This window comes from Brachybacterium ginsengisoli, from assembly GCF_002407065.1.
In the GTDB taxonomy this organism is placed as follows: domain Bacteria; phylum Actinomycetota; class Actinomycetes; order Actinomycetales; family Dermabacteraceae; genus Brachybacterium; species Brachybacterium ginsengisoli.
Map to the genome: position 1 here is coordinate 1,840,534 of NZ_CP023564.1, position 26,429 is coordinate 1,866,962.

The window sequence follows — 26,429 nt, forward strand, 5'->3', positions numbered from 1 at the left end:
TCCACCCCTGTGAACGAGGACTACTACGACCTGCTCGGCGTCTCCCGCGATGCGTCGACCGACGAGATCAAGAAGGCGTACCGCAAGCTCGCCCGCACCCTCCACCCGGATGTGAACCCGGACCCGGAGGCCGCGGAGAAGTTCAAGCGCGTCTCCCAGGCCTACGAGACCCTCTCCACCGCGGACAAGCGTCGCCAGTACGACATGGGCGGCGGCCCCGGCATGGGCGGGTTCCCCGGCGGCGGCGGTGCCGGCTTCGACTTCAACGACATCTTCGACATGTTCGCCGGAGCCTCCGGGATGCGCGGCCGCAGCCAGGGCCCCGTCCCGCGCCAGCGTCGCGGCGGCGACGTGCTGCGCCGGGTGCGGATCGAGATGCGCGACGTCGTGTTCGGCACCGAGGAGAAGGTCACCTTCCGCACCGCGGAGCTGTGCGAGCGCTGCTCCGGCTCCTGCTGCGAGCCCGGCACCAGCCCCACCCGCTGCACCGCCTGCAACGGCTCCGGCCACGTGCAGCGCGTCGCCCAGTCGCTGCTGGGCCAGATGGTCACCATGGCGCCCTGCCCCACCTGCGAGGGCCACGGCGACGTCATCGAGAGCCCCTGCACCAGCTGCTCCGGCCACGGCCGCACCGCCGCCGAGCGCACCGTCACGGTGCGCATCCCCTCGGGCGTGGAGAACGGCACCCGCATCCAGCTGCGTGGCGAGGGCGAGACCGGCGAGGCCGGTGGCCCCTCGGGCGACCTCTTCGTCGAGCTCACCGTCACCGATCACGAGATGTTCGACCGCGACGGCGACGACCTGGTCACCACCATCGCGGTGCCGATGACCACCGCCGCCCTCGGAGCGACGATCCCGCTGGACACCTTCGACGGCGAGCAGGAGCTGGACATCCGCCCGGGCTCCCAGCCCGGCGAGGAGATCACGCTGAAGGGCCTCGGCGTCACGCCGCTGCGCCGCGAGCGCCGCGGAGACATCCGCGTGGTGCTCGACGTGGACGTCCCCTCGTCCCTCAGCGAGGAGGAGCAGGACCTCCTGCGCCAGTTCGCCGCCCTGCGCGGTGATGAGACCACCCGTCGCTCCAAGGGCCAGCGCGGTCCGTTCGCGAAGCTCCGCGAACGGCTGCGCGACCTCTGAGCCGGACCGGGAGCACCACGTGCCCGCGACGCCGCCCGGCTTCCTGATCCTCGACGACGCCCTGGCCCTCGCCCGCTCGGGCGACGCCCTGGTGCTCGGCGGCGAGGAGGGGCGCCATGCGGCGAAGGTCGCCCGGATCGGGGTGGGGGAGCAGCTCCTGCTCACCGATGCCCCGGGCCGCCAGGTCCTCGCCGAGGTGAGCGGCGCCCGCAAGGAGGAGCTGGACCTGACGCTGCTCGCGGACCCCGCGCCCGCCGTGCAGCGGCTGCCCCGGCTGGGCCTCGTCCAGGCGCTCGCCACGGGCGGCCGGGACGAGCAGGCCGTGGAGTCCGCGACCGAGCTCGGCGCCGATCGCCTCGTGCCCTGGATCGCGCAGCGCTCGGTGTCCGTGTGGCGCGGCGAGAAGCTGCGCAAGGGGCGCGCCAAGTGGGAGTCCACGGTGCGTGCGGCGGTCAAGCAGTGCCGTCGGCCCGGGATCCCCGAGGTGGGCGAGCCCGTGACCACGAAGGAGCTGCTGCTCCAGGTGCGCGAGCGAGCGGGGCATGGAGCTCTCGTGCTCGTGCTGCACGAGCAGGAGTCCGTCGGCCTGATGAGCCTCGCCGAGGAGCTGAGCGGGGCGAGCGAGGCCGGTGTCGAGGAGATCCTGGTGATCGTGGGCCCCGAGGGCGGCATCGCCCCCGAGGAGCTCACCGGCCTGCACGAGGCCGGTGCCCGCTCGGTGCTGCTCGGCCCCGAGGTGCTGCGCTCCTCGACCGCTGGACCCGCCGCGCTCGCGGTGCTCAGCGCGCTCGTGGGCCGCTGGGGCTGAACGACCTGGGGGAATCCCCTGTGCGGCGCGCCGCGCCGTGGCAGGATGCTTCGGGTGATCATCGCCGAGAACCTGGTCAAGGAGTTCAGCCGTCCTCGACGAGCGGTGGGCCGATTCGCGGGGGTCCGGTCCTTCTTCAGCACCGACAGGGTCGTCTCGCGCGCCGTAGACGACGTCTCCCTGCGGATCGATGACGGGGAGATCGTCGGCTACCTCGGGCCCAACGGCGCCGGGAAGTCGACCACCATCAAGATGCTCACCGGCATCCTCGTGCCCACCTCTGGCCACGTCGAGGTCGAGGGGATCGTGCCCTGGAAGGACCGCCGAGCGAACGCCCGCAACATCGGCGCCGTGTTCGGCCAGCGCAGCCAGCTGTGGACCGACCTGCCGCTGCGGGAGTCCCTCGAGCTGATCGCGAAGCTCTACGGGCTCTCCCCGGAGGATCACCGCCGCTCCCTCGAGGGCTTCGTGGACCTGCTGGACATGGGGCCGTTCCTGGACACGGCGGTGCGCTCGCTCTCGCTGGGCCAGCGCATGCGCGGCGACATCGTCGCCGCCATGCTGTACCGCCCGCCGGTCCTCTACCTCGACGAGCCGACCGTGGGCCTGGACGTGGTGGCCAAGGCACGGATCCGCGACTTCATCGCCGAGCAGAACCGCACCGAGGGCACCACGGTGCTGCTGACCACCCACGACATCGCCGACATCGAGCAGCTCGCCCGGCGCGTGGTGATCATCGACGAGGGCCGCATCCTCTACGACGGCGGCCTGGACGCCCTCCGCGTCCGCTACGCGCCCTTCCGCGAGATCGTGGTCAGCGCCTCGGAGATCCCCGAATCGATCTCCCTGGAGGGGCTCGAGCTCACGCGCCTGGTGCCCGCCGGCGACGAGCTGCGGGGCACCTTCCGCTTCGATCCCGCCGTGCTGCCCGCCCCGGCGGCGATCGGGCGCCTCACCGGGGCGCTGGAGATCACCGACCTCTCCAGCCGGGAGCCGAGCGTCGAGGACGTGATCCACCGGATCTACACCGACCGGGGCGTCGCGCCGTGAGCGCGAGCGTCGTGGCCCGCGCCGGCACCCGCCTGCCCGCCCCACAGGTGCGGGCCGGGCTCAGCGCCTCCGTCGGCCACGCCGCCCGGGCCCAGTTCGCCTTCCGCGCCTCCACCTGGACGGGGATCGTGGGCTGTGCCTTGCAGGTGGTGCTCGTGCACCTGGTCTGGACCGCCGTCTACGGGGGCCGCAGCGACGTCGCGGGGGTGGCGCAGGGCGATGCGGTCACCTACGCGGTGCTCGGCGTGCTCACCACCACGGTGTTCCAGCCCTTCGCCTTCGACTCCCTGCTGGGCCGGCTGCGCACCGGAGCGATCGCCTTCGACGTGATGCGGCCGATCTCCGCCGTGCCGGTCGCCCTCGCCCGCCAGCTCGGCGGGGCGATCGGCCAGCTCCCGGCCGTCCTGACGGCCCTGGTGGTGGGGCTCGTGCTCGGCGCGATCGCCCTGCCCGGCAGCTGGCTCTCCGGACTCGCCTTCCTGCTCTCCCTCACTCTCGGATTCGTGCTCTCGCTGCTGGTGAACTTCACCGTGGGGCTGGTGGGCTTCTGGACGCTCGAGACCGGCGGCGCCTTCATCATCTACCGCATGCTCGCCCAGTTCTCCTCGGGTGCGCTGATCCCGCTGTGGTTCATGCCGGACTGGCTCAGCGGCACCCTGACCCTGCTGCCCTTCTCCGCGCAGGTGTTCGTGCCGCTGTCGATCTACGTCGACACCGCGCCGGGGTGGCACACAGCAGGCGCGATCGGGCTGCAGGTGGTGTGGGTCGTGCTGATCGCGGGCCTCGCCTCCCTGGTGTGGTCCCGCGCCATCCGTCGGCTGGTGATCTTCGGTGGCTGAGGCGAGCACGCCCCGCCGGATGGCGGCCGACAGGGCGGGGTCCGGGACCCTCGCCCGACCTGTGCCGCTGTGGCGCACCTACGCGATCCTGCTCGGCGCCACCTGGCGCAGCATGCGCGTGCACCGCGTGAACCTGGTGATGATGTTCCTGGGCAGCGCCGCCCTGCAGGGCACGCAGCTGGCCTTCATCGGCGTGCTGCTGGGCGCCTTCGGCACGATCGCCGGCTGGAGCGTGGCCGAGGTCGCGTTCCTGTACGGCCTGCGGCTCACCGCCCACGGCGTGTGCACCATCAACTTCGGCCAGCACCGGGGGAGCGCACAGGTGGTGCGGGACGGCGACTGGGACCGGTACCTGCTGCGGCCCGCCTCGCCGCTGATCCAGCTGCTCACGAGGTTCTTCAACCCGGGAACGCTCGGGGACCTGGTGCTCGGGCTCGCGATCCTCTCGGTCGCCGCATCCCGCCTGGAGCTCGACTGGTCGCCGTGGTTGATCGCGTACGTGGCCGCGGCCGCAGTGAGCGGCGGACTGGTCGAGGCGGGGCTGCAGATCGGGATCTCCGGGCTGGACTTCCGCATGGGTCCCACCACCCGGATCAAGGACACGATCGACCGGGTCCTCACCGACTTCGGCGCCTACCCGATGACGATCTTCGGCACCGTCGGGGCCTGGCTGCTGACCTTCCTGCTGCCGCTGGCCTTCATGGCCTATCTCCCGGCGACCGTGGTGCTGGGCCGCACCGAGGAGCTCGCCGTCCCCGAGATCCTCGCCCAGCTCTCCCCGCTGGTGGGCCCGATGATGCTGGTGGCCGGAGTGCTGGTGTTCCGCCGGCTGTCGCGCCACTACACCAGCCCCGGGCACTGAACGGGCCCCGTCGGCACGATGCGCGACGGGGCCCGGAGGAGCGAGATGGTTCAGGCGACGGGAGCGAGCGCCTTCTCCTCGAGGGTCGCGAGGCCGCTCGCGAGGGCGGCGACCTTCGCCTCGGTGACGAAGAGCTCGCCCTCGACGGAGAGGTCCTCGCGGAAGCCCAGGCCGATGGAGCCCACGACGTCCGCGCCCACGCGGGTCATGAGGGTCTCGAGCACGGGGAGGACCTCGTTCGCCGCGCCCCAGCCGTAGCCGACCAGGAGGGTGGGCAGGCCGGACCACTCGGCGAACAGGTAGTCGATCGCGTTCTTCAGCGCACCGGGGTAGGAGCCGTTGTACTGCGGGGTGAGGATCACCACGGCGTCGAGCGCGTCGATCCGCTCGGCCCAGGCGGTGGCGTGGGGCGTGGTGCGGGGCTGCTCCGCCTTGGGGCTGAAGGTCTCGTCGAAGGCGGGCAGGGCCACCTCGCGCAGGTCGATGAGGTCGATGTCCGTGCCGGCGGGGGCCGCATCGCGGACCCAGTCGGCGATCCCTCCGCCGATGCGGTTCGGGCGGGCACTGGAGAGGATGATTCCGAGCTTCGTCATAGTGCTTTAAACTTCTCATATCTGGGAGCGGTTTCCCAACTCCGGGTGGCCTTCCTCGCTCCCGTAGACTCCCCACCATGGGAACCAGCGTCAACCAGACCGACACAGGGCGTCATGATCCGCAGTGCCTCTTCTGCCGGATCATCGCCGGGGAGATCCCGTCCGATCGTGTCCACGAGGACGAGCGGGTGATCGCCTTCGCGGACCTGCACCCGCAGGCCCCGGTGCACATGCTCGTCGTCCCCCGCGAGCACCGGCGGGACGTCGCCGAGCTCGCCGAGGACCCGGAGCTGCTGGCCCACATCACCCAGGTCGCCGGCCGCATCGCCGCCGACCGTGCCGACGGCGACTTCCGCCTCGTGTTCAACACCGGCCCCGGCGCCGGACAGACCGTGTTCCACGTGCACGCGCACGTCCTGGCGGGCGGGAAGCTCGCAGAAGGAGAACTGTGACCGACGCCCTCAGCCCGGCCCCCGGCCGCGCCCCCGAGGTCCTCGAGCGGAAGCTCGCGATCCCCGACCACCTCAGCCCCTTCCAGGTGCTGGGTGAGAACGACCAGGCGCTGGCCGCTCTCGAGGACGCGGTCCCCGACACCGACGTGCACGTGCGCGGGCACCAGGTGACCCTGCGCGGCACCGAGGAGGCCCTGAGCCGCAGCGTGCACATCGTGCGCTCGCTCATCGAGATGGCGAGCACCGGCCAGTCCGTCAGCGCCGAGGCGGTCCAGCGGGCCGCCGCGCTCTACGGCGACGACCGCGCCAGCGGCAGGAAGCTCGAGCAGGTTCTCTCGCGCACCATCCTGTCCTCCCGAGGCCGCACCATCCGCCCCAAGACCATGGGCCAGAAGTCCTACATCGAGGCCATCGAGTCCTCGACGATCACCTTCGGCATCGGCCCGGCCGGCACCGGCAAGACCTATCTCGCCGTCGCGATGGCGGTCCAGAAGCTGCTGAGCAAGCAGATCAACCGGATCATCCTCACGCGCCCCGCCGTGGAGGCGGGGGAGCGGCTGGGCTTCCTGCCCGGCTCGCTGAACGAGAAGATCGACCCCTATCTGCGCCCGCTCTACGACGCGCTGCACGACATGCTCGATCCCGAGTCGATCCCGCGCCTCATGGCCGCCGGGACGATCGAGGTCGCACCGCTGGCCTACATGCGCGGCCGCACCCTGAACGACGCCTTCATCATCCTCGACGAGGCCCAGAACACCACGCCCGAGCAGATGAAGATGTTCCTCACCCGCCTCGGCTTCAACTCCACCATGGTGGTCACCGGGGACGTCACCCAGGTCGACCTGCCCGGCGCCCAGCAGAGCGGCCTGCGGGTCGTCGAGCAGGTGCTCTCCGGCATCGACGACATCTCCTTCTGCCGCCTCTCCTCCCGCGACGTGGTGCGTCACCGACTGGTCAGCGACATCGTCGAGGCCTACGGCCGCTGGGAGATCCGCCCGGGAGGCAGCCGAGACTCCCGCCACCGCCCGACCAAGGGGAACTGAGCATGACCATCGAGATCCGCAACGAGACCACCGCGGTCGTCGACGAGAAGGAGTTCGTCGAGCTCTCGCGCTTCGTCTTCGAGGCGATGCACCTGAACCCTGCCACGGAGATGTCGATCCTCTTCGTGGACGAGGACGCGATGGAGAAGCTGCACGTGCAGTGGCTGGACCTGCCGGGTCCCACCGACGTGATGAGCTTCCCGATGGACGAGCTCATCCCCGGCACCCCGCAGCAGCCGGCGCCCGAGGGGCTGCTCGGCGACGTGGTGCTGTGCCCGTCGGTCGCCACCAAGCAGGCCGCCGAGGCAGGCCACAGCGCCGTCGAGGAGATGCTGCTGCTGACCGTCCACTCGATCCTCCACCTCCTGGGCTACGACCACATGGAGGAGGACGAGCGCACCGAGATGTTCGACCTCCAGCGCCAGCTGCTGCTCACCTTCCTCGCCTCGCGCTCCGAGCACTGAGCCGCCGACCCGTGCCCCTCCCGACACCGAGCTCCCGGGCGGTCCCGTGCTGACCCTGGTCCTGACGATCCTGATCCTGCTGATCGTGGTCTCCGGGGTCGTGGCGGCCGTGCTCACGGCGGTCGACTCCGCCCAGCTCTCCCTCTCCCGCAGCGTGCTCGAGAAGGCGCTGGCCTCGCGGCCCGCCGCCGTGCGGGACCGGGTGCTCGCCCAGCAGGAGGATGCCGCCCGCACCCTCTCCTCGGTCTCGCTCGCCCGGATGCTCGCCGAGACCGTCATGGTCGCCGCGGTGGCCGGGGTGACCGTGGCCGTCCGCGACCACCGCGGCCACGAGGGCCTGCTGATCCCGGGCCTGGCGACCGTGGTGGTGGCCGGGCTGCTGGTGCTCATCGTGCTCGCGATCTCGCCGCGCACCATCGGCCGCAGCCGCCCGGAGGCCGTGCTGATCTCCAACCGCTGGCTGGTCACCGCCGCCCGTGTGCTGCTGTGGCTGCCCGCCGGACTGCTGACCAGCGTGGGGGCCTCGCTCGCGACGCGATCGGGCGGGCAGGAGACCCCGGAGGACGGCGCCGAGAAGGCGCGCAAGAACGTGGACCGCGCCCTCGAGGACGAGCACGTGCGCGACGGCGAGCGCGACATGATCCAGGGCGTCTTCGACCTGCGCGGCACCATGGTGCGCGAGCTGATGGTGCCCCGCCCGGACATGGTCACCCTCGCCGCGGACTCGAGCGCCGAGGCCGCGATGCGGCTGTTCGTGCGCTCGGGCTACTCGCGCATCCCCGTGGTGGGCGAGAACGTGGACGATCTGTGCGGCATCCTGTACGTCAAGGACGTCATGCGCGCGATCCACTCCCCGTGGGACCCGCGACCGCAGCGCCCCGTCCACGAGATCATGCGCCCGGCCCGCTTCGCCCCGGAGTTCCTCGCGGCCGACGCGGTGCTCGCCCAGATGCAGACCAGCCACGTCCACATCACCGTCCTGGTGGACGAGTACGGCGGCGTGGCCGGCATCGTCACCATCGAGGACATCCTCGAGGAGATCGTGGGCGAGATCGCCGACGAGCACGACCGCCACGAGCCCGAGATCCAGGACCTCGGCCAGGGCCGCTACCGCGTCCCGGCCCGGGCCGGTCTCTCCGAGGTCGGCGACCTGTTCGACCTCGAGATCGACGACGACGACATCGACAGCGTGGGCGGGCTGCTCGCCAAGGCGACCGGCCGCGTGCCGATCCCGGGCACGCACGCGATCGTCCACGGACTCGAGCTCGAGGCCGACAAGAGCGCCGGCCGCCGCAAACGCCTGTCCACCGTGCTGGTGCGCAGGGCCCCGCAGGACGATGACCCGTCCGGCAGTGACCAGGAGGACGACAATGACCGCTGACCAGGACCGCACCGAGCCGGAGCAGAGCTCGGGACCGGACGGGGAGATCCACCGCTCGGGCTTCGTCGCGCTCGTGGGCCGCCCCAACGTCGGCAAATCCACCCTCACCAACGCGCTGGTGGGGGAGAAGGTCGCGATCACCTCGTCGAAGCCGCAGACCACCCGTCGTGCGATCCGCGGCATCGTCACCCAGGACGACGCCCAGATCATCCTCGTGGACACCCCCGGCGTGCACCGTCCCCGCACCCTGCTGGGCGAGAGGCTGAACGACCTGGTGCGCGAGACCCTCGGCGAGGTGGACGTGGTGGGCTTCTGCCTCCCCGCCGACCAGAAGATCGGCCCGGGCGACCGCTTCATCGCCGAGGACCTGGTCGAGATGCGCACCGGCCGCCGGGGTCCGAAGGTGGTCGCGATCGTCACCAAGACCGACCTGGTGGGCCGCGACGTGCTCGCCGAGCACCTCATGAGCGTGGACCAGCTGATGGGCTTCGACGAGATCGTGCCGATCTCCGCGAAGAAGAACGACCAGATCGACGTGCTGCTCGGGGTGATCTCCTCGCAGCTGCCCGTCGGCCCGCAGCTCTACCCGGACGACCAGCTCACCGAGGAGTCCCGCGACGACCGCATCTCCGAGCTGATCCGCGAGGCGGCCCTCGAGGGCGTGCGCGACGAGCTGCCCCACTCCATCGCAGTGATCGTCGAAGAGGTCGTCGAGGTCGATCCCGACGGCGACGCCTTCACCCCCGTCGAGCCCGGCACCGGCCGTCTGGTGGTGCGTGCGACCCTGTTCGTGGAGCGCGACAGCCAGAAGGGGATCATCATCGGCAAGGGCGGCTCGCGGCTGAAGGACGTCGGCTCCCGGGCGCGCTCCGAGATCAACCAGCTGCTGGGCCGCAAGGTGCACCTGGATCTGCGGATCAAGGTCGCCAAGGACTGGCAGCGCGATCCCAAGCAGCTCGGCCGCCTCGGCTTCTGAGGTGTTCGACGCGCGGCCGCCTGCGCGAGCGGCCGCCGGAGGCCCGGGCGTTCACATCGTGAGCGTGACCGTCACGGAGCTCCGGCGGTGCTACCGTGGCGGCGTGCGTGGAACGCTGCTCCTGCTTAGCCGCCGCGACGGGACCTGAACGCCGGGACCCTGTCGCGGTGGAAGTGCTGTCCGGCGACCGGTACCCCAGCGAGAAGGATCCCCTGATGACTGATTCCACGATCACCCCCGGCGCCGTCGCGACGCCCCGCACCACCCCGGAGGTCGCCGCCGTCGGCGATCCCTCGGCCCCCGTGCTCGGGCCCGCCGGCGATGCGCCTCAGCAGCCCTCGGGCATGCCGATCCACAAGTACCTGCCCTTCGAGGAGCAGATCCGGGTCGAGCTGCCGGACCGCACCTGGCCCACCCGTCGGATCACCCGCGCCCCCCGCTGGTGCGCGGTGGACCTGCGCGACGGCAACCAGGCGCTCATCGACCCCATGAACTCCGAGCGCAAGCTGCGGATGTTCGAGCTGCTCGTGCAGATGGGCTACAAGGAGATCGAGGTCGGGTTCCCTTCCGCCTCGAAGACCGACTTCGACTTCGTGCGCTCCCTCATCGAGGAGGACCGCATCCCCGAGGACGTGAGCATCCAGGTGCTCACCCAGGCGCGCGAGCACCTGATCGAGCGCACCTACGAGGCGATCTCCGGCGCGAAGCGCGCCGTCGTCCACCTGTACAACTCGACGTCCGTGGTCCAGCGCGACGTGGTCTTCCGCGCCGACGAGGACACCGTGCTGGACATCGCCGTGCAGGGCGCGCTGCTGTGCAGGAAGTTCGAGGAGACGGTGCCGGACACCCGGGTCACCTACCAGTACTCCCCGGAGTCCTACACCGGCACCGAGCTCGAGTACGCCGTGCGCGTGTGCAACGCCGTCATCGACGTGTTCCGGCCCACGCCGGAGGACAAGATGATCATCAACCTGCCGGCGACGGTGGAGATGGCGACCCCAAACGTCTACGCCGACTCGATCGAGTGGATGCACCGGAACCTGGACCGGCGCGACTCGCTGGTGCTCTCGCTGCACCCCCACAACGACCGCGGCACCGGTGTGGCCGCCGCGGAGCTGGGCTACCTCGCCGGCGCCGACCGCATCGAGGGCTGCCTGTTCGGCAACGGCGAGCGCACCGGCAATGTGGACCTGGTGACCCTGGGCCTGAACCTGTTCAGCCAGGGCATCGACCCGCAGATCGACTTCTCCGACCTCGGCGAGGTGCGCCGCACCGTCGAGCACTGCAACCAGATGCCGGTGCCCGAGCGCAGCCCCTACGGCGGCGACCTCGTGTTCACCGCCTTCTCCGGCTCCCACCAGGACGCCATCAACAAGGGCCTGGAGCGGATGAGGTCCGACGCCGCCGCGGCGGGCAAGGACGTGGACGATATCGTCTGGCGCGTCCCGTACCTGCCCGTGGACCCCAAGGACCTGGGTCGTTCCTACGAGGCCGTGATCCGCGTGAACTCGCAGTCCGGCAAGGGCGGGATGGCCTACCTCCTGCGCACCGAGCACGGTCTGGACCTGCCGCGCCGTCTGCAGATCGAGTTCTCCGGCATCGTGCAGACCAAGACGGATGCCGACGGCGGCGAGGTGAGCCCCTCGACCCTCTGGGACGTCTTCACCGATGAGTACCTGCCCGCGACCCAGGAGCAGGGCCGCTGGGGCCGCTACAGCTTCGGCGGCGTGCGCCAGGAGTCGACCGGCGAGGGCGCGGACCGCATCACGGTCTCCCTGGTGGTCGACGGCGAGGAGCACGAGATCACCGGGATCGGCAACGGCCCGCTGGACGGCTTCGTCAAGGCCCTGGCCGAGCGGAACATCGACGTGCGCATCCTGGACTACGCCGAGCACGCGCTCACCGAGGGCGACGACTCCCTGGCGGCCTCGTACATCGAGTGCGAGATCGGCGATCGGATCTTCTGGGGCGTCGGGATCGACGGCTCGATCACCCGCGCCTCCCTCGAGGCGATCACCTCGGCCCTGAACCGGGCGCATCGTGCGGAGCGCGTGAGCGCCTGAGCCCCGGTCCGGCAGCAACGGCGGCGAGCCCCCTCAGCGAGGGGTCTCGCCGCCGTCTGCGTCGGAGGTGTCGACGAGGGCGTCGTCCGCGAGGACGATCGGCATCTCGCCGGTGAGGGTCGCGTGCGTGGGGGTGGGGAGCTCCCACCCCGGTTCCTCGTCCGCCGGCTGCGGCTGGGTGGGATCGCCGCGCCGAGCGGTGAGGGTGACGCCGGCGCTCGCGACCACCACGAGGGCGGCCGCCGCGATCTTCGCCGGTGTCGCGTCCTGGCCCACCAGGAGCGCCCCCGCGAGCAGGGCCACCACCGGCTCGAGGCTGAGCAGGATCCCGAACACGTGCCGCGGCAGGCGGCGCAGCGCCGTCAGCTCGAGCGAGTAGGGGAGCACCGAGGAGAGCACCGCGGTGCCCAGGGCGAGCAGCAGGAGGTGCGGATCCAGCAGCCCCGCCAGCGCGCCGGGCGCACCCAGCGGCAGCACCACGAGCGTGCCGATCACCATCGCCAGCGCCAGCCCGTCCTGCCCGGCGACCAGGCGCCCCACCCGGGAGCTGGTGAGCACGTAACCGGCCCAGAACGCGCCGGCCACGAGCGCGAGCAGCACGCCGACGAGGTCGAGCGAGGTCGCGCCGAGGAACGACTCGAGCCCGAAAAGCCCCACTCCGGCCAGCGCGAGCAGCACCCACAGCAGATCGGTGCGCCGGGTGGAGAGGACCGCGGCGAGCACCAGCGGTCCCAGGAACTCGATCGCGACCGCGGTGCCCAGCGGGATCCGGGCCAGCGACGCATAGAAGCTGCCGTTCATCAGCCCGATCGCGAGGCCGAACGGGATGATCGCCAGCCACTGCTGACGGTTCAGGCTCCGGATCCGCGGGCGCACCACCACCATCAGCACGATCGCGGCGAAGCCCAGCCGCAGCGCCGTGGTGCCCCAGGAGCCGAGCGCAGGGAACAGCTGGATCGCGAGCGCCGCACCGAACTGCAGGGAGACGCAGGAGGCCAGGATGAACAGCACGGGCCGGGTCGAGATGCCGGAGGGCCGGTCGGGGGCGACGGAGGAGGGAGCCGTCGAGGGTGCGGGGGAGGTGCTCACGTCCCCACTGTGCACAGCACTGTCCCGCCAGGTCCAGCGAATGTTTCCGACCTGTACCGTGAAGCAGAGCTTCACGGATCTGGGAGAGATGATGCTGAACCTGCACCGGCTGTTCCTGCTGCACGAACTGCGCAGGCTGGAGACGATGACGGCGGTCGCGAGCGCCCACTCCATGTCCCCCTCGGCGGTGTCCCAGCAGCTCTCCCAGCTGGAGCGGGAGACCAAGGTCTCCCTCTTCTCCCAGGTGGGGAGGCGGGTCGTGCTCACCGATGCGGGGGTGCAGCTCGCCCGCCGCGCGGAGGAGATGCTGAGCCTGCTCGAGACGGCGCAGGCCGAGCTCTCCCTCGCCGAGGGCGGGACCGGGGGACCTCTGCGGGTGGCCTCGTTCCAGACCCCGATGATCGCCCTCGCCCCCGCGACCGTCACGGTGCTCGCCCAGCGCTCCCCGCAGCTCCAGCTCGAGATGGCCCAGCAGGAGGTGGATGCCGCCTACGAGGGGCTGCTCGCCCACCGCTACGACGTGATCCTCGGCGAGGACTACCCCGGCGGTCAGCAGGTGGTGCGTCGCGGCACCGATCGCGAGGCCCTGCTGCGCGACCCGCTGCTGCTGGTGCTGCCGGACACCGGTCCGTGGTCGGAGGTGCGCGGTCTCGCCGAGCTGGCGGAGGCTCCCTGGGCGCTGGATCCCGCCGAGGGCCGCACCGGGCTCTGGGCGCGGACCTACCTGCGCGGGGCCGGCATCGAACCGCGGATCCGCTTCGAGACCCCCGACCCTCTGCTGCAGGTGCATCTTGTCCGCACCGGGCACGCCGTCGCCTTCGTGCCGGGCATCATCGCCGCCGAGCATCTCGGCGGCACCCGCGTGGTGCGTCTGCCCGGCGACCCGCATCGATCGCTCTACACCGCGGCACGCGCCGGAGCCGCCCGCCATCCCTCGCTCCTCGCCTTCCGCGCGGCGCTGCTCGAGGCTGCCGAGGAGCTGACCGACGCGACGGACCTCGAGCGCCTGCGACCGTGAGCTCGTCTCCGGACCGGGACACGATCGTCGAGGGCACGATCCTGCGTCTCCTGCGAGAGGAGGAGGCGCGGCGGTGCGGGACCAGGTAGACAGTTCTCCATGACCTCCTCCCATGACGCCCCCGTCGACGCCGACCTCGCGACGGCCCCGCCGCACCGCCGCGGCCTCCGCCTCCAGGCGGCGTTGCTCGTGGCCCTGCTCCTCGCGGCGGCGCTGGCCGGAGTCCTCTTCCGCGGGGTCCCCTCGCCGCAGGGCGCCGACGCCCCGTCGGACGTCTTCAGCGCCACGCGCGCCTCCCAGGCCGCCGCCCCAGTGGTCGCCGCGCCGCGGCCCGTCGGCTCCCCGGCGGTGGATGCCGCCCGCGAGGAGCTCGCCGTGCAGCTGGAGGCGCTGGGCTTCGAGATCACCACGCAGGAGGGCATCGGGGTGCGCACGGTGGGCGCCGAGGCCACGAGCGGGTACGTGACCAACCTGGTCGCCAGCCGACCCGGCAGCGACCCCACCGGCACGCTCGTCCTGGCCACCCACATCGACTCGGTCCCCGGTGCCCCCGGCGCGGCCGACGCGGGGGTGGGCCTCGCGGTGATCCTCGAGACGGTGCGAGCGCTCGGGCCCGAGGCGATGCGGAATGATCTGGTGGTGCTCCTGGTCGACGGCGAGGAGCGCGGCCTGCTCGGCGCGGAGGCGTTCCTGGAGGACGGCGCCGATCAGCTGACCGCCCCTGTGGTGGTGCTGAACCATGAGGCGCGCGGCATCTCGGGGCGGCCCATGGTGACCCGGGCCGGCGGGCCGATGCACGAGGTGATCGGCGCCGCCCCGAGCCCCGAGTTCGAGTCCTTCACCGATGCGCTGTTCGAGATCATCCCCAACGACACCGACTTCACCGTCTACCGCGACGGCGGCTGGTGGGGGATGGACATGGCGATCATCGACGACGCCTGGGCCTATCACTCCGCCCAGGACGACGCCGAGCACCTCGACCCCGGCACCCTCCAGCACTACGGCGACCTCACGCTGGCCCTGACGCACGATCTCGGCCAGCGCGACCTCGACGCCCTCGGCCGGCACGCCGCCGAGCAGCCCGTGCAGACCACCGCGCCCTGGGGAGTGGTGCAGGTGCCGCCATCGGTGATGACGGGGCTCGCGCTCCTGGCGCCCGTCCTCGTGCTCGGTGCGATCGTGCTGCGCCGTCGACGCGGGGAGCTGAGCCTGCTCGGAACGGCGCTCGGTGCGGCGACCGGGCTGCTGGTCCTCATCGCCGGGGTGCTCGCCGCCTTCGTGCTCTGGTCGCTGACGGCGGCGGCGACCCCGGAGATGCTCTCGCAGACCACACGGGAGCCGGTGCGCGCCGACCCCTTCCTCCTCGCGGAGCTCCTGATCGCCGCCGCCGTGGTCGCGGCGGGCTGGGTGCTCGCCCGGCTGCTGATCTCCCGCGCGGCCCTGCTGCTCGGCGCCTCGCTGACGGTCGCCGTCCTGCTCGCCGTGCTCGGGGCGTACGCGCCGGCGCTCGGTGGATCCTTCATCCTCCCCGCCGCCCTCGCCGCGCTCGGCACGCTGCTGGCTGCCGTGCTGCCGGAGCGGGCAGGACTGGCGGTGCGCGCCGTCGCCCTGCTGCCCACGGGCTGGATGCTCGGGACCCAGCTGCACACCCTGGCCGAGTTCGGCATCGCCTCGGCCGCCGGGGGACTGGCCGGCACCGCGCTGATCGGCCTCGGCGTCGCAGCACCGCTGCTGCTGGGCCCGGCTCCCGCGGGGGAACGGCCGGCGCGGAGGCCCCACCGGCTCCTGATCCCGCTGCTCCCCGCCGTGCTGACCCTCGGCCTGGTCGTCGCCGGCACCTCCTGGACCCTCGCCGCTCCCGAGCCGACCCAGGAACGGGTCACCGCCCACATCGACGGCGAGAGCGGTGAGACCGTGTGGGAGGTCTCCGGCAGCACGGACTGGGGCCGTGCGCTCGACGGCACCGCCGCGCAATCCGATCTGACGATGCCGACCCTGGAGACCGAGACCCTGGAGGACTCCCGGGTCCGGATCACGATCACGGGCGCGCGCGATGCCTCGGCCCTCACCCTCAGCCCGCAGACCGACAGGCTGTTCGACGTCGCCGTGGACGGCGTCCCGGTCGACGCCGACGACGGGCTCGATGCGCTGCAGATCCATGGCCTGCGTGCGGGCCAGCAGGTGGAGGTCACGGCGCGGGCCGCGCCCGGGGAGCATCTCACCGTGCTCGAGACGGCCTTCGACCCCTCTCTCGCCGCCGGATGGACCGAGCCCGGTGCGGAGGTCTCGCTCATGCAGCCGCGGACCGAGGTGACTCTGACCGCGGCGCTCTGACGGCCGACGTTTGACCGTCGGGACCACGACAGGTATCTTGACGTCAAGATAAATCCACGACGAGGGGACGCACGCGTGCACAGCTGGAGCCCGGAGCAGTATCTGCAGTTCGAGGACGAGCGGGCGAGGCCCTTCGTCGAGCTCCTGGCCCGGGTGGGTGCGACCTCGCCGCAGCGGGTGGTCGATCTCGGGGCCGGGCCCGGCACCCTCGCCGCGCTGCTGCGGGAGCGGTGGCCGGACGCGGAGGTGACGGCGGTGGACTCGAGCCCCGAGATGATCGCCCGCGCCCAGGACGTGCCCGGGATCCGGGCCGTGCTCGCCGATGCGCGCACCTGGGAGCCGCCCGCGCCCGTGGACGTGCTGATCACCAACGCCGCCCTGCAGTGGGTGCCCGGGCATCTCGAGCTGCTCCCGCGCCTGGCGGGGATGCTCGCGCCGGGCGGCTGGCTGGCCCTGCAGGTGCCGGGGAACTTCGAGGAGCCCAGCCACACCCTGCGCCGTGACCTGGCCGCGCAGGGACCCTACGCCTCTCACCTGGACGGGGTGGCGGTGCCCTCCTCGCACGACGCCGAGGTGTACCTGCGCGCGCTGCAGGATCTGGGCCTGGTGGCGGACGCCTGGGAGACCACCTACCTGCATGTCCTGCACGGCCCGGACCCCGTCTTCGAATGGGTCAGCGGCACCGGGGCCCGCCCCACCCTGCAGGCGCTGCCCGCAGAGCTGCGAGGCTCCTTCGAGCAGGAGTACCGGGCCGCGCTGCGCGTCGCCTATCCGGATCAGGGACACGGCGTGGTGCTGCCCTTCCGGCGGGTCTTCGCCGTCGGCCGACGGGCGGACTGAGCCCGTCCGTCGGCCGTGAGCCCTCAGGCCACCGGCGGGAAGCTCCTGCGGGCGGACTTGGCGATCCGGTTCAGCTGCGCGCGGTCGGTCACCGCGCCGAGCACGGCGCCGAGGCCCGGGATCGCCTTGCCGAACAGCCGCGCGGAGCGCAGGCCGAAGCGTCGCAGCAGGCGACCGCCGATCGCCCCGGCCACCTGCGACTGGGGGCTCACGGGCAGCGACCTGGCCACGCCGCGGGCGGCGGCGCCGGCGACCGGACCCAGTCCCACGTTCTTCAGCACATCCCCGGACTCCTCGCCGAGCAGGGCGGCCAGCACCCGGACCCGGACCTCCTCGTCCTCGAGGTCGTAGCCGCGCACCGCGGCGATGGCCCCGACCATGCGGGTGGCCTGCACGTAGAACTCGAGCACGTTCGTGGGCAGGAGGATCGGCAGGGTGAGGAAGCCGCCGAGGCCGGTGACGAAGCCTCCCGCCGTGACACCCCATCGGTGGCGGCGCACGATCCGGCGCACCGCGACCTCCGGTCGGCGCTTCCCACGACCGCGCCGTGCGTGCTGGGCGATGTCCGCCGCCGAGGAGTAGGCGAGCTTCCCGTCGAGTCCGAGATCGCGGATCATCGTCACGATCTTCTCGAGCGCGCCGCCGGACGGCGCCTGGTCGCCTCGGCGCGCCTCCTTCATGGCCTCGCGGGCGGTGCTCCGGGCAGACTCGTCACGTCGCAGCATCGAGAAGATCCCCATGACAGCTCCTTTCGGCAGGCGTCCGACGGTCGCCGAGGCGTGCGCCGGCTGATGACGCCATCATGCCGTGCCGGACCGTCGTGCGCCGCCCGGCCGACCGCTCGGTGAGCAGGTTCCGCCGACGGCTGATCGACCTGTCGGGCGACACCGGCCGGGGATCGCTGCGCTGACGGCTCCTGGTCGTAGGCTCGGAGGATCATGCAGCAGAAGCTCTACCGTGACGACGCGATCGTCCTGCGCACCCACCCGTTGGGCGAGGCCGATCGCATCATCACGCTGCTCACGCGCCGTCACGGCAAGGTGCGGGCGGTCGCCAAAGGCGTGCGCCGCACCGGCAGCCGCTTCGGCGCACGGCTCGAGCCCTTCACCCTCGTGGACATCCAGCTCCACGCCGGCAAGTCCCTCCACACCGTCACCCAGGTGGTGACCATCGAGGCCTTCGCCGTGGGCATCAGCGCCGACTACGGGCGCTACACCGCCGCGACCGCGATGCTCGAGACCACCGACCGGCTCACCGACGAGATGGTGGACCCGAACCAGCGCGGCTTCCTCATGCTGGTCGGCGCGCTGCGGGCGATGGCCGAGGGCCGGATCCCGCCACCGCTGGTCCTGGACTCGTTCCTCATCCGCACCCTCGCCGTCTCGGGCTGGGCGCCCGAGCTGCGTGTCTGCGCGTCCTGTGGGTCCGACGGCCCCCACCACGCCCTCGACATCCGCGCCGGCGGTCTGGTGTGCACCCCGTGCCGTCGGCCGGGAGCGATCGCCGTGCGCCAGGCCGCGATCGAGCACATGATCTTCCTCCTCGCCGGGGACTGGGAGAACGTGCTCGGCGCCGAGGAGACCGTCATGCAGGAGGCGGGCCGTCTGATCACCGACACGATCACCTGGCACCTCGAACGCTCCGTCCGATCGCTGCATTACGTCGAGCGCTGAGCCCTCAGCGCCCGAGGAGCTCGCTCAGGCCTCGAAGCGGTGCTTCGCCCCCTGATGGGTGCTCGGCAGGTGCGGTCCGGCCCCGCCCAGACGCTCCCGCAGCGTGCGCGGAGCATCGCCCCGCTCGGGCAGCAGGCCGCGGCGCCGCAGCTCGGGGGTGACGAAGCGGGAGAAGCGCTCGAGGTCGGCGGGCCGCACCGCGGCGGAGATGTTGAACCCGTCGACCCCGGCCTCCTCGATCCATCGCTCGAGCTCGTCGGCGACGGTCGTGGGGGAGCCGACGATCACGGGGCCGCGGCCGCCGATCGCGACGAACTCGGCGAGGTCGCCCACGGTCCAGGTCCGGTCCGGGGACAGCGAGGTGAAGGAGGCGAGCGCGGACTGGTTCGCCTCGGTGCGCACATGCTCGACCGGATCCTCGGGGCGGGCTCCGGCGAGATCCACGCCGGTCCAGCCGCCGAACAGCGCGAGCGCCGCCTCGGTGTCCACGTAGCGGCGGTACTCGTCCAGACGCTGCTGGGCCGCCTCGTCGGTCTCGTCGACGACGATCGTGGCGAGGGAGAAGATCGAGGCGGCGTCCCGACCGCGACCGGAGGCCTCGAGACCGTCGCGCACCGCGTCGGTCCAGCGGCGCACCAGAGCCGGGGTGCCGCCGGAGAAGAAAATCGCCTCCGCATGGTCCTGGGCGAAGCGCAGCCCGCGGGAGGACGCCCCGGCCTGGAACAGGAACGGGGTGCGCTGGGGGCCCGGTGCCGACAGCGCCCGGCCGGGCACGTCGAAGTAGGTGCCGTGGTGCTCCACGTCGCGCACCAGCTCCGGGTCGACGACGACGTCGGCCTCGGTGTCCAGGCGCAGCGCCCCCTCGGCGAAGGAGCCCTCGAACAGCTGGTACATGACCTCCATGTACTCGTCGGCCCGGTCGTAGCGCTCGTCGTGCGGGATCTGTGCGGTGCGGCCCAGGTTGCGGGCCGCAGAGTCCTGGTAGCTGGTGACGATGTTCCAGGCGACCCGGCCGTCGGTGAAGTGGTCCAGGGTGCTCAGCGTGCGGGCCAGGAGGTACGGGTCCTCGTAGGAGACCGAGGCGGTGACGCCGAACCCGAGGTGCTCGGTGACGGCCGCCATCGCGGGCACCGCGACCAGCGGATCGAGCAGCGGGTACTGGACGCCGCCGCGGGCGGTCGCGTCCGGGCCGCCGCCGTAGACGTCGTACACCCCCACGATGTCCGCCAGGAACAGCGAGGCGAAGCCGCCCTCCTCCAAGGTGCGGGCGAGCTCGGTCCAGTGGGCGAGGCGCTGGAAGTCACCGGCCCGGGACTCGGGGTGGCGCCACAGCCCGGGGGACTGGTGGACGGGCGTGAGCATGTCGAAGGCGTTGAGCAGGAGCGGCTTCCGGGGCATGGTTCTCCTCGGTCGGATCGGGCGTCGGTGCGGTGGGTGCGGCGGGACGCTGGGGCGCCGCGGCGCGGGTCAGGGACGGGGCGCGCGGGCTGCGCGCAGGGCCCGACCGTGCGGATCCTCGGCGAACAGCGTCGCGACGAGGGAGATCACGGAGATGGCGGTGACGTACAGGCAGATCAACCAGGGCGTCCCGCCTCCGGCGGCGTACAGCACCGCGGCCAGCAGCGGCATGATGCCGCCGCCGATCACGGAGCCGAGCTGGTAGCCCATGTTCACGCCCGAATAGCGCACCTCGACGGGGAACTGCTCGGCGAACCAGGCCGCCTGCGGGCCGTACACCGCGTCATGGGCGATGTTCATCCCGAGGATCACCACCAGCGGGAGCAGGGCGAGGGAGCTCGCGCCGAGGTAGGTGAACAGCACCCACACGAAGACGGCGATGGCCACGTAGCCGAAGACCGTCACGGGGCGGCGCCCGACGCGGTCCGAGAGCATCCCCCACAGCGGGGTGGTCACGAGGCCGACGGCGGAGGCGATCATCACCGCGGTGACCCCGGAGGTGTCGTCCCCGCGGGTGTCCGAGAGGTAGCTCAGCAGGTACACCGCGATGAGGAAGTAGATGCTGTTCTGCGCGATGCGCTGGGCGACGATGATCAGCAGCGGCCGACGATGCCGTGTGAGCACCTCGCGCACCGGGGCGGAGGCGGTGCGGCCCTCGCGCCGCACGGCGGTGAACTCGGGGGCGTCCTGAACCCCCAGCCGGATCCAGAGCGCCAGCACCACGAGCACGGCGGAGGCCAGGAACGGGATGCGCCAGCCGAAGTCCGCGAACTGCTCGGCGGTGGTCAGCGAGCGGACCACCAGGAAGGCGCCGGTGGCCAGGAGCATGCCCGCGGCGGAGCCGACCTGCGTGAACGAGCCGTACAGACCGCGCCGGGCGGCCGGGGCGTGCTCGACGGAGAGGAGGGCGGAGCCGCCCCACTCCGCGCCGGTGGCGAAGCCCTGCACCATGCGCAGCAGCACGAGGGCGACGGCGGCCCACGCCCCGATGGCCTCGTGGTTGGGCAGCAGCCCGATGAGGAGCGAAGCGATCCCCATCACGAGCAGCGAGGCGACCAGCAGGGCCTTGCGGCCGATGCGGTCGCCGAGGTGCCCTGCCACGATGCCACCGAGCGGACGCATGAGGAATCCGATGGCCAGTGTCGAGAAGGAGGCCAGGGTGCTCGCCAGCGGATTGTCGCTGGGGAAGAACTGGGTGTTGAAGACCAGCGCCGAGGCGGTGCCGTAGAGGTAGAAGTCGTACCACTCGATGGTGGTACCGGCGAAGGCCGAGCCGAGCACGCGACGCCGCTCGCGGGGCGGGGCCAGCTCCGGCTGGGCCGCTTCGGCCGGGGGCAGCGTGGTGGTCATGAGCGCTCCTTCGAGGGGGTGCCGGCGGTGGCCGAAGTCGCCTCGCCGATGGCGTTGAGCCCCTCGGGGACCGTGCCGTTGATGAAGTGGTCGCCGACCGAGCGGGCGCGGAAGGCGATCGGGTTGTGGGTGGCGACGGTCTGGGCGTTGCGCCAGTGGCGGTCCAGGGCCTTCGAGGTGGAGGTCGCGGAGGCGCCGACGGTGAGGAAGAGGTCCTGGGCGGCGCCGAGCGCGAGCTCGGGCACGCTGATCTGGGCCTGCTCGAGAGCGATCTCCGCCCGGTCCACGCCTCGCGGACCGTCGGCACCGTCGGCGGGGTCCTCGGAGGCCACCAGGCCTTCGTCCAGGGCGCGGGCGCACTGCAGCACGACCGCCTCGGCGCTGAACGCCTTCGCGGCCAGGCGGCCCACGGCCTCCTGGATGAGGGGATCCTCCCGGAAGGGGAGCCCGCTTCCGGTGTTGAAGGTGCGGGAACGGGAGGCGACCAGGAAGGCGGCGTCGTCCCGTGCCGCCCGGGCGATGCCCGCGAGCACCACCAGGAGCACGTGCTGGAAGAAGGCCGCCTCATGGGTGGCCTCGTAGCCGCCCGGCTCGCGCTCGAGCACGCCGCCGGGCTCGACGGCGACGGATTCCAGCACAGTGGTGCCGGTCCCGGTGAGCTTCTGGCCGAATCCGTCCCAGTCGTCCTCGATCGTGACCCCCGGCGCGTCGGTGGGGACCACGGCGAAGCAGCGGCCGTCCTGACCCTCGAGGGCCGCGGAGACCCGGGTGTAGTCCGCGAAGATCGTGCCGGTCGTGTAGTACTTCGTGCCGCTCACGGTGGTGCCGTCGGAGGTCGAGGCGAGCTGGGTGTTCAGGGTGCCGAGCCGGTTGCCGCCGCGCTCGGTGGAGGCGTTTCCCACGGTCGCCCCGGCCAGGATCCGCGGGTACCAGAGATCCTGGACCTGCGCCGGCTGGAAGCGCAGCGACTCGAGGAAGCCGAAGTGGGAGCGGTACTGGTGGGCGATGTTGGAGTCCGCACGGGCCAGATCCACGAGCAGATGGGTGAACGTCTCGATGCTCACCCCCGGCCCGCCGTGCTCGCGGGGGACCCGCAGAGTGCCGAACCCGGCCTCGTCGAGCTCGGCGATCTCCGCCGCGGGGAGCCGCCGCTCGCGCTCGCGCTCCACGGTCCCGGCGGCGATCCGCTCGAACAGCGGCGAGAACCGCTCACGCAGCGGGGCGAGCTCGGAGGGCAGGACGGCGGTGCTCGTGGCGGGGGACATGCGGGCCTCTCGTGCGGGGGTGCTGCGCGACGTTCGGACGGCGACACCGTCGCAGCGTCGGCGGTGTGGACCCGCGGAACGTTACGGCGGGTGGAGCCGGGACCGCGAGGTCCCCGTCACATGGCGACATCTTCGTTCCCGAGCCGTCACCGCTACGATCAGCTGGTCCGCCCGACCGTCGATCAGGAGGCCCCATGCCCGGCGCACGCCATCACGGGTACCAGGAGCCGTCCGAGCACCCCAGCGGTGCCCGGCCGCCGCAGCTGCCCGCACCCACCATCCCCGCGCACGTCGCGGTGGTCATGGACGGCAACGGCCGCTGGGCCAACCGGCAGGGACTGCCCCGCACGGCGGGACACGAGGCGGGCGAGGCGGCGCTGCTGGACGTGGTCGCCGGGGCGCTGCAGATCGGCGTGACCCACCTGTCGGCCTATGCCTTCTCCACCGAGAACTGGTCGCGCTCCCCGGAGGAGGTGCGCTTCCTGATGGGCTTCTCCCGCTCCGTGCTGCGCCGCCAGAGGGACACCCTGAACGCCTGGGGCGTGCGGATCGTGTGGATCGGCCGGGAGCAGCGTCTGTGGGGGAGCGTGATCAAGGAGCTCAAGGAGGCCGAGGCGCTCACCCGCGGCAACACCCGCATGACCCTCTACATGTGCGTGAACCACGGCGGCCGCGCCGAGATCGTCGACGCCGTGCGCGAGATCGCCGAGGAGGCGCGCGCCGGGCGGATCAGCGGGCGGGGCATCACCCTGAAGAGCTTCGCCCGCCACCTCAACGACCCGGACATGCCGGACGTGGACCTGTTCCTGCGCACCAGCGGCGAGCAGCGCACCTCGAACTTCCTGCTGTGGCAGGCCGCCTACGCCGAGCTCGTCTTCGTCGACGAGCTGTGGCCGGACGTGGACCGCCTCGTGCTGTGGCGGGCGATCACCGAGTACGCGCGACGGGACCGGCGCTACGGCGGAGCCGTCGACGCCCCGGATGCCGGGGACGCTCCCGCCTGAGAGCGCCGGGGACGTCGGAACCCGGCCCGGCTGATCAGGCGCCGAGATCCTGCGCGCTGCTCGAGGACTCCTGCTCCGGGGATGACGGCGCGGCGGCGGCGATCCCTCCGGTGCGGCGTCGGTGGCGCAGCAGCGCCACGACCAGCACGACGAGGAGTGCGAGCACCGCGACGGCTCCCCAGGGCGAGACCAGGAACAGCTCGAACCAGGCCGCGACGGCGACCAGCCCCACGGTCGCGTAGATGACCGCCCAGGCCAGACCACCGACGGCGAGGGCCGGCAGATAGCGTCGTGCGGGCATCCCGGTCAGGCCGGCTGCGGCGTTCGCCGCCGTCTGGAAGCCGATGGTCAGGAAGCTCAGCGCCACCACGGGGGCTCCCCAGCGATGGATCAGCGCGGTGGCCCGGGTGACTGCCGGGGAGTCCAGGAAGGCGGCGACACGGCCGCGGTTCGCGGCCCGTCGGGCTCCGCGCCCCACGAGGTAGGTGGCTCCGGCACGGCACCAGATGACCGCGTAGAGGAAGGCGACCGCGCCGAGCAGCGGCAGCTCCCGGATCCACTCCATCATCGGGAGGAGGACCCGGCCTCGTCCTCGGGCGCGTCGTCGTCATCCGCCGCGTCGTCCGAGCCCGTCGCCGCGCCCGCACCGGCGGAGTGGTCGCCGCACAGGCCGAAGACCTCCAGGGTGTGGTCCACGTCGGTGAACCCGTGCTCATGGGCGATCGCCGTCATCGAGCTCTCGAGCCGCGGGGCGAGGAACTCGACGGTGCGGCCGCACTCCCGGCACACCAGGTGATGGTGATGACCGGTGTCCTCGCACTGGCGGTACAGGGATTCCCCGTCGCCGGCGACCAGCACGTCGAGGCGGCCGGAGCGGGAGAGGGCCTGGAGGTTTCGGTACACGGTCGCCAGGCCAACGGTCTCGCCGTCGGACCGCATCTGCTCATGGATCTGCTGAGCGCTGCGGAAGTCGTCCTGCCGCGAGAGCGTCTCGAGGATCGCGGAGCGCTGGCGGGTGTTCCGTTGCATGGGCTCATTGTCCCCCACGGTTCTCGGGACCTCCATCAGTGGTGGGACGACGCACGTGCCGCGGGGCGCGCGTCTCCTGCTCGCGAGGGACCGGGCCCGGAGGACGGCGTGCTGTGCCGGGAGGGCCGTACCGCCCGTGCCACCAGACCCAGGGCGTAGACGGCGATGGTCAGCAGCACGATGACACCGCCCGGCGGCAGATCCACGTACACGGTGATCAGCAGCCCGCCCAGCGAGCAGAGCACGGCGATGACCATGGCGGTGCGCATGGTGCGCGCGAACCCGACCACGAAGTGCTGGGCTGCGGCGACCGGGACGATCATGAGGGCCGAGACCATCAGAGCGCCCACGATCCGCATCGAGAGGGTGACGGTCAGCGCCGCCATCACGGCGATGAGGATGTTGACGGTGCGCACGGGCAGGCCCGAGGCGCGGGCGAACTCCTCGTCCGCGGTGACCGCCGCGAGCAGCCCGGACAGGCCCACCCCGATGACCAGCACCACGGCGGCGAGCACGAAGGAGATCAGGGCGTCGGGACCGGTGACCGTGGAGAGCGAGCCGAAGAGATAGCCCATGAGGTTCTGCGAGGTGCCGCCCGCGAGCTGGATGATCACCACGCCGCCGGCGATGCCTCCGTAGAAGAGGATCGCGAGCGCCACGTCGCGGCTGGTGTGGCTGACCTCGCGCACGTACTCGATGAGCAGGGCGCCGATCACCGACGCCGCGAGCGCTCCCGGGATCGCGAGCAGGTCCGCCGGGGTGGCGCTCAGCCAGGCGCCGACCAGCCAGCCGACGGCCACGCCGGTGAGCGCGACGTGGCCGAGCCCGTCCCCGAGCAGCGAGAGCTTCTTCTGGACCAGGTAGGTGCCCACCACCGGGGCGGTGAGCCCGATGAGCACCGCGATGATCAGCGGGTAGCGCAGCAGGTCGGAGGTGAGGATGTCGAGGGGCGAGATCATAGGGGGTGGATCTCCTGTCCGAGGCACTCATCCAGGGGAGCGGCGTCCTCGGGGTGGTCGTGGCCGGGATCGAGACGGGGGCGGGCGTGCTCGTCGCCGTCGTGGACGACATGGCCGTGGTCGAGAACCACGGCGCGGCGGATGTCGCCGGCCAGCGGACCCGTCTCGTGCAGGACGACGAGGATCGTGGTGCCGGCGGCGGAGAGCTCCCGGAACAGCTCGGCGATCAGCTCCTGCGTGGGCACGTCGACGCCGGAGAACGGCTCGTCGAGCACCAGCAGGCGCGGGTCGCGGGCCAGGGCGCGGGCGATCATCACGCGCCGCCGCTGCCCGCCGGACATCCGTGTGATGGGTCGACCCGCGAGGTCCGCCATGCCGACGGCCTCGAGGGCGCGGTCGACGCGCGGGTCGCGGACGCTGGGCCACCAGGAGCGGGCACCGAGCAGCCCGCTGGCGACCGCCTCGCGGGCCGTGGCGGGGATGGACCCGGCCTCGGTGGAGTCCTGCGGGACGTATCCGAGGCGGTCGTGGGAGGTGCCGCGCTGGACCGGCGCGCCGAAGAGCCGGGCCGATCCGGTGGCCAGCGGCAGGACGCCCACCGCGGCACGCAGCAGGGTCGACTTCCCGGAGCCGTTCGCGCCCAGCAGGGCGACCAGCTCGCCCGTCTCGATCCGCAGGTCCACCCCGTGCAGCACTCGTTGGCCCCCGCGGTCCACGGAGGCTCCGGTCATCTCGATGACGG

General features: G+C 72.1%; 26 protein-coding genes. 16 read left to right on the top strand and 10 right to left on the bottom strand.

Annotated features, from left to right (window positions below):
- Window positions 1-9 precede the first annotated feature (9 nt).
- From dnaJ to CFK41_RS08165, 5 genes are read left to right on the top strand one after another with little or no spacing between them, the layout of a single operon-like run.
- Window positions 10-1,137: a molecular chaperone DnaJ gene (dnaJ, locus tag CFK41_RS08145; protein WP_096799205.1), complete on the top strand. Its 1,128-nt coding sequence runs from the start codon at window positions 10-12 to the stop codon at window positions 1,135-1,137.
- 19 nt (window positions 1,138-1,156) lie between these two features.
- Window positions 1,157-1,945, top strand: a complete 789-nt coding sequence (locus CFK41_RS08150; RefSeq protein ID WP_096799206.1) for a 16S rRNA (uracil(1498)-N(3))-methyltransferase — start codon at window positions 1,157-1,159, stop codon at window positions 1,943-1,945.
- 54 nt (window positions 1,946-1,999) lie between these two features.
- Window positions 2,000-2,995: an ABC transporter ATP-binding protein gene (locus tag CFK41_RS08155; protein WP_227873260.1), complete on the top strand. Its 996-nt coding sequence runs from the start codon at window positions 2,000-2,002 to the stop codon at window positions 2,993-2,995.
- Complete coding sequence (locus CFK41_RS08160; protein WP_096799208.1) at window positions 2,992-3,834, top strand: ABC transporter permease; 843 nt, start codon at window positions 2,992-2,994, stop codon at window positions 3,832-3,834. Before CFK41_RS08155 ends, CFK41_RS08160 begins: the two co-directional genes overlap by 4 nt.
- A complete protein-coding gene (locus CFK41_RS08165; protein WP_151904710.1) occupies window positions 3,827-4,696 on the top strand; it encodes an ABC transporter permease in 870 nt (289 codons plus the stop codon). The genes CFK41_RS08160 and CFK41_RS08165 overlap by 8 nt, the downstream gene beginning before the upstream one ends.
- Window positions 4,697-4,746: 50 nt before the next feature.
- On the opposite strand, the gene CFK41_RS08170 is transcribed toward CFK41_RS08165, so the two are convergent.
- Window positions 4,747-5,289 (bottom strand): NADPH-dependent FMN reductase, encoded by a 543-nt coding sequence (locus CFK41_RS08170; protein WP_096799210.1) that lies wholly within the window; start codon window positions 5,287-5,289, stop codon window positions 4,747-4,749.
- A 77-nt stretch (window positions 5,290-5,366) separates the two neighbouring features.
- Here CFK41_RS08170 and CFK41_RS08175 point away from each other — a divergent pair, with 77 nt between their 5' ends.
- The 6 genes from CFK41_RS08175 to leuA all read left to right on the top strand — a co-directional run bounded on the left by CFK41_RS08175 (window position 5,367) and on the right by leuA (window position 11,668).
- Entirely contained in the window at window positions 5,367-5,741 is a 375-nt protein-coding gene (locus CFK41_RS08175) for a histidine triad nucleotide-binding protein (RefSeq protein WP_096799211.1), read from the top strand.
- A complete protein-coding gene (locus CFK41_RS08180) occupies window positions 5,738-6,784 on the top strand; it encodes a PhoH family protein (RefSeq protein ID WP_096799212.1) in 1,047 nt (348 codons plus the stop codon). Before CFK41_RS08175 ends, CFK41_RS08180 begins: the two co-directional genes overlap by 4 nt.
- A 2-nt stretch (window positions 6,785-6,786) precedes the next feature.
- Entirely contained in the window at window positions 6,787-7,248 is a 462-nt protein-coding gene (gene ybeY, locus CFK41_RS08185) for an rRNA maturation RNase YbeY (RefSeq protein WP_096799213.1), read from the top strand.
- Between the two features lie 46 nt (window positions 7,249-7,294).
- Entirely contained in the window at window positions 7,295-8,629 is a 1,335-nt protein-coding gene (locus tag CFK41_RS08190) for a hemolysin family protein (RefSeq protein ID WP_096799214.1), read from the top strand.
- Window positions 8,619-9,605 carry a GTPase Era gene (gene era, locus CFK41_RS08195; RefSeq protein ID WP_096799215.1) on the top strand — a complete coding sequence of 329 codons (987 nt, stop codon included), beginning with the start codon at window positions 8,619-8,621 and terminating at the stop codon, window positions 9,603-9,605. The genes CFK41_RS08190 and era overlap by 11 nt, the downstream gene beginning before the upstream one ends.
- A gap of 344 nt (window positions 9,606-9,949) precedes the next feature.
- A complete protein-coding gene (gene leuA / locus CFK41_RS08200) occupies window positions 9,950-11,668 on the top strand; it encodes a 2-isopropylmalate synthase (RefSeq protein WP_151904835.1) in 1,719 nt (572 codons plus the stop codon).
- Between the two features lie 33 nt (window positions 11,669-11,701).
- On the opposite strand, the gene CFK41_RS08205 is transcribed toward leuA, so the two are convergent.
- Window positions 11,702-12,757 carry an EamA family transporter gene (locus CFK41_RS08205; RefSeq protein WP_227873261.1) on the bottom strand — a complete coding sequence of 352 codons (1,056 nt, stop codon included), beginning with the start codon at window positions 12,755-12,757 and terminating at the stop codon, window positions 11,702-11,704.
- A 91-nt stretch (window positions 12,758-12,848) separates the two neighbouring features.
- On the opposite strand from CFK41_RS08205, the gene CFK41_RS08210 reads away from it, so the two are divergent.
- The 3 genes from CFK41_RS08210 (at window position 12,849) to CFK41_RS08220 (ending at window position 16,949) form a co-directional block, all read left to right on the top strand.
- Complete coding sequence (locus tag CFK41_RS08210) at window positions 12,849-13,775, top strand: LysR family transcriptional regulator (protein WP_096801004.1); 927 nt, start codon at window positions 12,849-12,851, stop codon at window positions 13,773-13,775.
- 99 nt (window positions 13,776-13,874) lie between these two features.
- Window positions 13,875-16,109, top strand: a complete 2,235-nt coding sequence (locus tag CFK41_RS08215) for a M28 family peptidase (protein ID WP_096799217.1) — start codon at window positions 13,875-13,877, stop codon at window positions 16,107-16,109.
- Window positions 16,110-16,184: 75 nt separating this feature from the next.
- Entirely contained in the window at window positions 16,185-16,949 is a 765-nt protein-coding gene (locus tag CFK41_RS08220; protein ID WP_096799218.1) for a methyltransferase domain-containing protein, read from the top strand.
- Window positions 16,950-16,972: 23 nt separating this feature from the next.
- Here the strand turns inward: CFK41_RS08220 and CFK41_RS08225 are convergent, their stop codons facing one another.
- A complete protein-coding gene (locus CFK41_RS08225) occupies window positions 16,973-17,689 on the bottom strand; it encodes an EcsC family protein (protein ID WP_096799219.1) in 717 nt (238 codons plus the stop codon).
- A 198-nt stretch (window positions 17,690-17,887) separates the two neighbouring features.
- Between CFK41_RS08225 and recO the strand changes: the two genes are divergently transcribed.
- Complete coding sequence (gene recO / locus CFK41_RS08230; protein ID WP_096799220.1) at window positions 17,888-18,622, top strand: DNA repair protein RecO; 735 nt, start codon at window positions 17,888-17,890, stop codon at window positions 18,620-18,622.
- A 24-nt stretch (window positions 18,623-18,646) separates the two neighbouring features.
- Here recO and CFK41_RS08235 read toward each other — a convergent pair whose 3' ends face one another.
- From CFK41_RS08235 to CFK41_RS08245, 3 genes are all read right to left on the bottom strand, one after another.
- Window positions 18,647-20,020 carry an LLM class flavin-dependent oxidoreductase gene (locus tag CFK41_RS08235; RefSeq protein WP_096799221.1) on the bottom strand — a complete coding sequence of 458 codons (1,374 nt, stop codon included), beginning with the start codon at window positions 20,018-20,020 and terminating at the stop codon, window positions 18,647-18,649.
- A 69-nt stretch (window positions 20,021-20,089) separates the two neighbouring features.
- Window positions 20,090-21,430 (bottom strand): MFS transporter, encoded by a 1,341-nt coding sequence (locus CFK41_RS08240; RefSeq protein WP_096799222.1) that lies wholly within the window; start codon window positions 21,428-21,430, stop codon window positions 20,090-20,092.
- Window positions 21,427-22,695 (bottom strand): acyl-CoA dehydrogenase family protein, encoded by a 1,269-nt coding sequence (locus tag CFK41_RS08245; RefSeq protein WP_096799223.1) that lies wholly within the window; start codon window positions 22,693-22,695, stop codon window positions 21,427-21,429. The genes CFK41_RS08240 and CFK41_RS08245 overlap by 4 nt, the downstream gene beginning before the upstream one ends.
- A 194-nt stretch (window positions 22,696-22,889) precedes the next feature.
- Between CFK41_RS08245 and CFK41_RS08250 the strand changes: the two genes are divergently transcribed.
- On the top strand, window positions 22,890-23,699 hold the full coding sequence (locus tag CFK41_RS08250; protein ID WP_096799224.1) for an isoprenyl transferase: 810 nt from the start codon (window positions 22,890-22,892) through the stop codon (window positions 23,697-23,699).
- Window positions 23,700-23,733: 34 nt separating this feature from the next.
- Here the strand turns inward: CFK41_RS08250 and CFK41_RS08255 are convergent, their stop codons facing one another.
- The 4 genes from CFK41_RS08255 to CFK41_RS08270 are packed head-to-tail and all read right to left on the bottom strand — an operon-like array spanning window position 23,734 to window position 26,418.
- Window positions 23,734-24,267: a DedA family protein gene (locus CFK41_RS08255; RefSeq protein ID WP_096799225.1), complete on the bottom strand. Its 534-nt coding sequence runs from the start codon at window positions 24,265-24,267 to the stop codon at window positions 23,734-23,736.
- A complete protein-coding gene (locus tag CFK41_RS08260; protein ID WP_096799226.1) occupies window positions 24,264-24,728 on the bottom strand; it encodes a Fur family transcriptional regulator in 465 nt (154 codons plus the stop codon). The genes CFK41_RS08255 and CFK41_RS08260 overlap by 4 nt, the downstream gene beginning before the upstream one ends.
- Window positions 24,729-24,763: 35 nt before the next feature.
- Complete coding sequence (locus CFK41_RS08265) at window positions 24,764-25,687, bottom strand: metal ABC transporter permease (RefSeq protein ID WP_096799227.1); 924 nt, start codon at window positions 25,685-25,687, stop codon at window positions 24,764-24,766.
- Window positions 25,684-26,418, bottom strand: a complete 735-nt coding sequence (locus CFK41_RS08270; protein WP_096801005.1) for a metal ABC transporter ATP-binding protein — start codon at window positions 26,416-26,418, stop codon at window positions 25,684-25,686. The genes CFK41_RS08265 and CFK41_RS08270 overlap by 4 nt, the downstream gene beginning before the upstream one ends.
- Between the last annotated feature and the right edge of the window lie 11 nt (window positions 26,419-26,429).

Bases quoted from the DNA above. Each gene is read 5' to 3' on its own strand.
- CFK41_RS08170 (WP_096799210.1), bottom strand. From the start codon at position 5,289: ATGACGAAGCTCGGAATCATCCTCTCCAGTGCCCGCCCGAACCGCATC.
- CFK41_RS08175 (WP_096799211.1), top strand. From the start codon at position 5,367: ATGGGAACCAGCGTCAACCAGACCGACACAGGGCGTCATGATCCGCAG.
- ybeY (WP_096799213.1), top strand. From the start codon at position 6,787: ATGACCATCGAGATCCGCAACGAGACCACCGCGGTCGTCGACGAGAAG.
- era (WP_096799215.1), top strand. From the start codon at position 8,619: ATGACCGCTGACCAGGACCGCACCGAGCCGGAGCAGAGCTCGGGACCG.
- leuA (WP_151904835.1), top strand. From the start codon at position 9,950: ATGCCGATCCACAAGTACCTGCCCTTCGAGGAGCAGATCCGGGTCGAG.
- CFK41_RS08210 (WP_096801004.1), top strand. From the start codon at position 12,849: ATGCTGAACCTGCACCGGCTGTTCCTGCTGCACGAACTGCGCAGGCTG.
- CFK41_RS08215 (WP_096799217.1), top strand. From the start codon at position 13,875: ATGACCTCCTCCCATGACGCCCCCGTCGACGCCGACCTCGCGACGGCC.
- CFK41_RS08225 (WP_096799219.1), bottom strand. From the start codon at position 17,689: ATGGGGATCTTCTCGATGCTGCGACGTGACGAGTCTGCCCGGAGCACC.
- recO (WP_096799220.1), top strand. From the start codon at position 17,888: ATGCAGCAGAAGCTCTACCGTGACGACGCGATCGTCCTGCGCACCCAC.
- CFK41_RS08235 (WP_096799221.1), bottom strand. From the start codon at position 20,020: ATGCCCCGGAAGCCGCTCCTGCTCAACGCCTTCGACATGCTCACGCCC.
- CFK41_RS08240 (WP_096799222.1), bottom strand. From the start codon at position 21,430: ATGACCACCACGCTGCCCCCGGCCGAAGCGGCCCAGCCGGAGCTGGCC.
- CFK41_RS08245 (WP_096799223.1), bottom strand. From the start codon at position 22,695: ATGTCCCCCGCCACGAGCACCGCCGTCCTGCCCTCCGAGCTCGCCCCG.
- CFK41_RS08250 (WP_096799224.1), top strand. From the start codon at position 22,890: ATGCCCGGCGCACGCCATCACGGGTACCAGGAGCCGTCCGAGCACCCC.
- CFK41_RS08255 (WP_096799225.1), bottom strand. From the start codon at position 24,267: ATGATGGAGTGGATCCGGGAGCTGCCGCTGCTCGGCGCGGTCGCCTTC.
- CFK41_RS08260 (WP_096799226.1), bottom strand. From the start codon at position 24,728: ATGCAACGGAACACCCGCCAGCGCTCCGCGATCCTCGAGACGCTCTCG.
- CFK41_RS08265 (WP_096799227.1), bottom strand. From the start codon at position 25,687: ATGATCTCGCCCCTCGACATCCTCACCTCCGACCTGCTGCGCTACCCG.
- CFK41_RS08270 (WP_096801005.1), bottom strand. From the start codon at position 26,418: ATGACCGGAGCCTCCGTGGACCGCGGGGGCCAACGAGTGCTGCACGGG.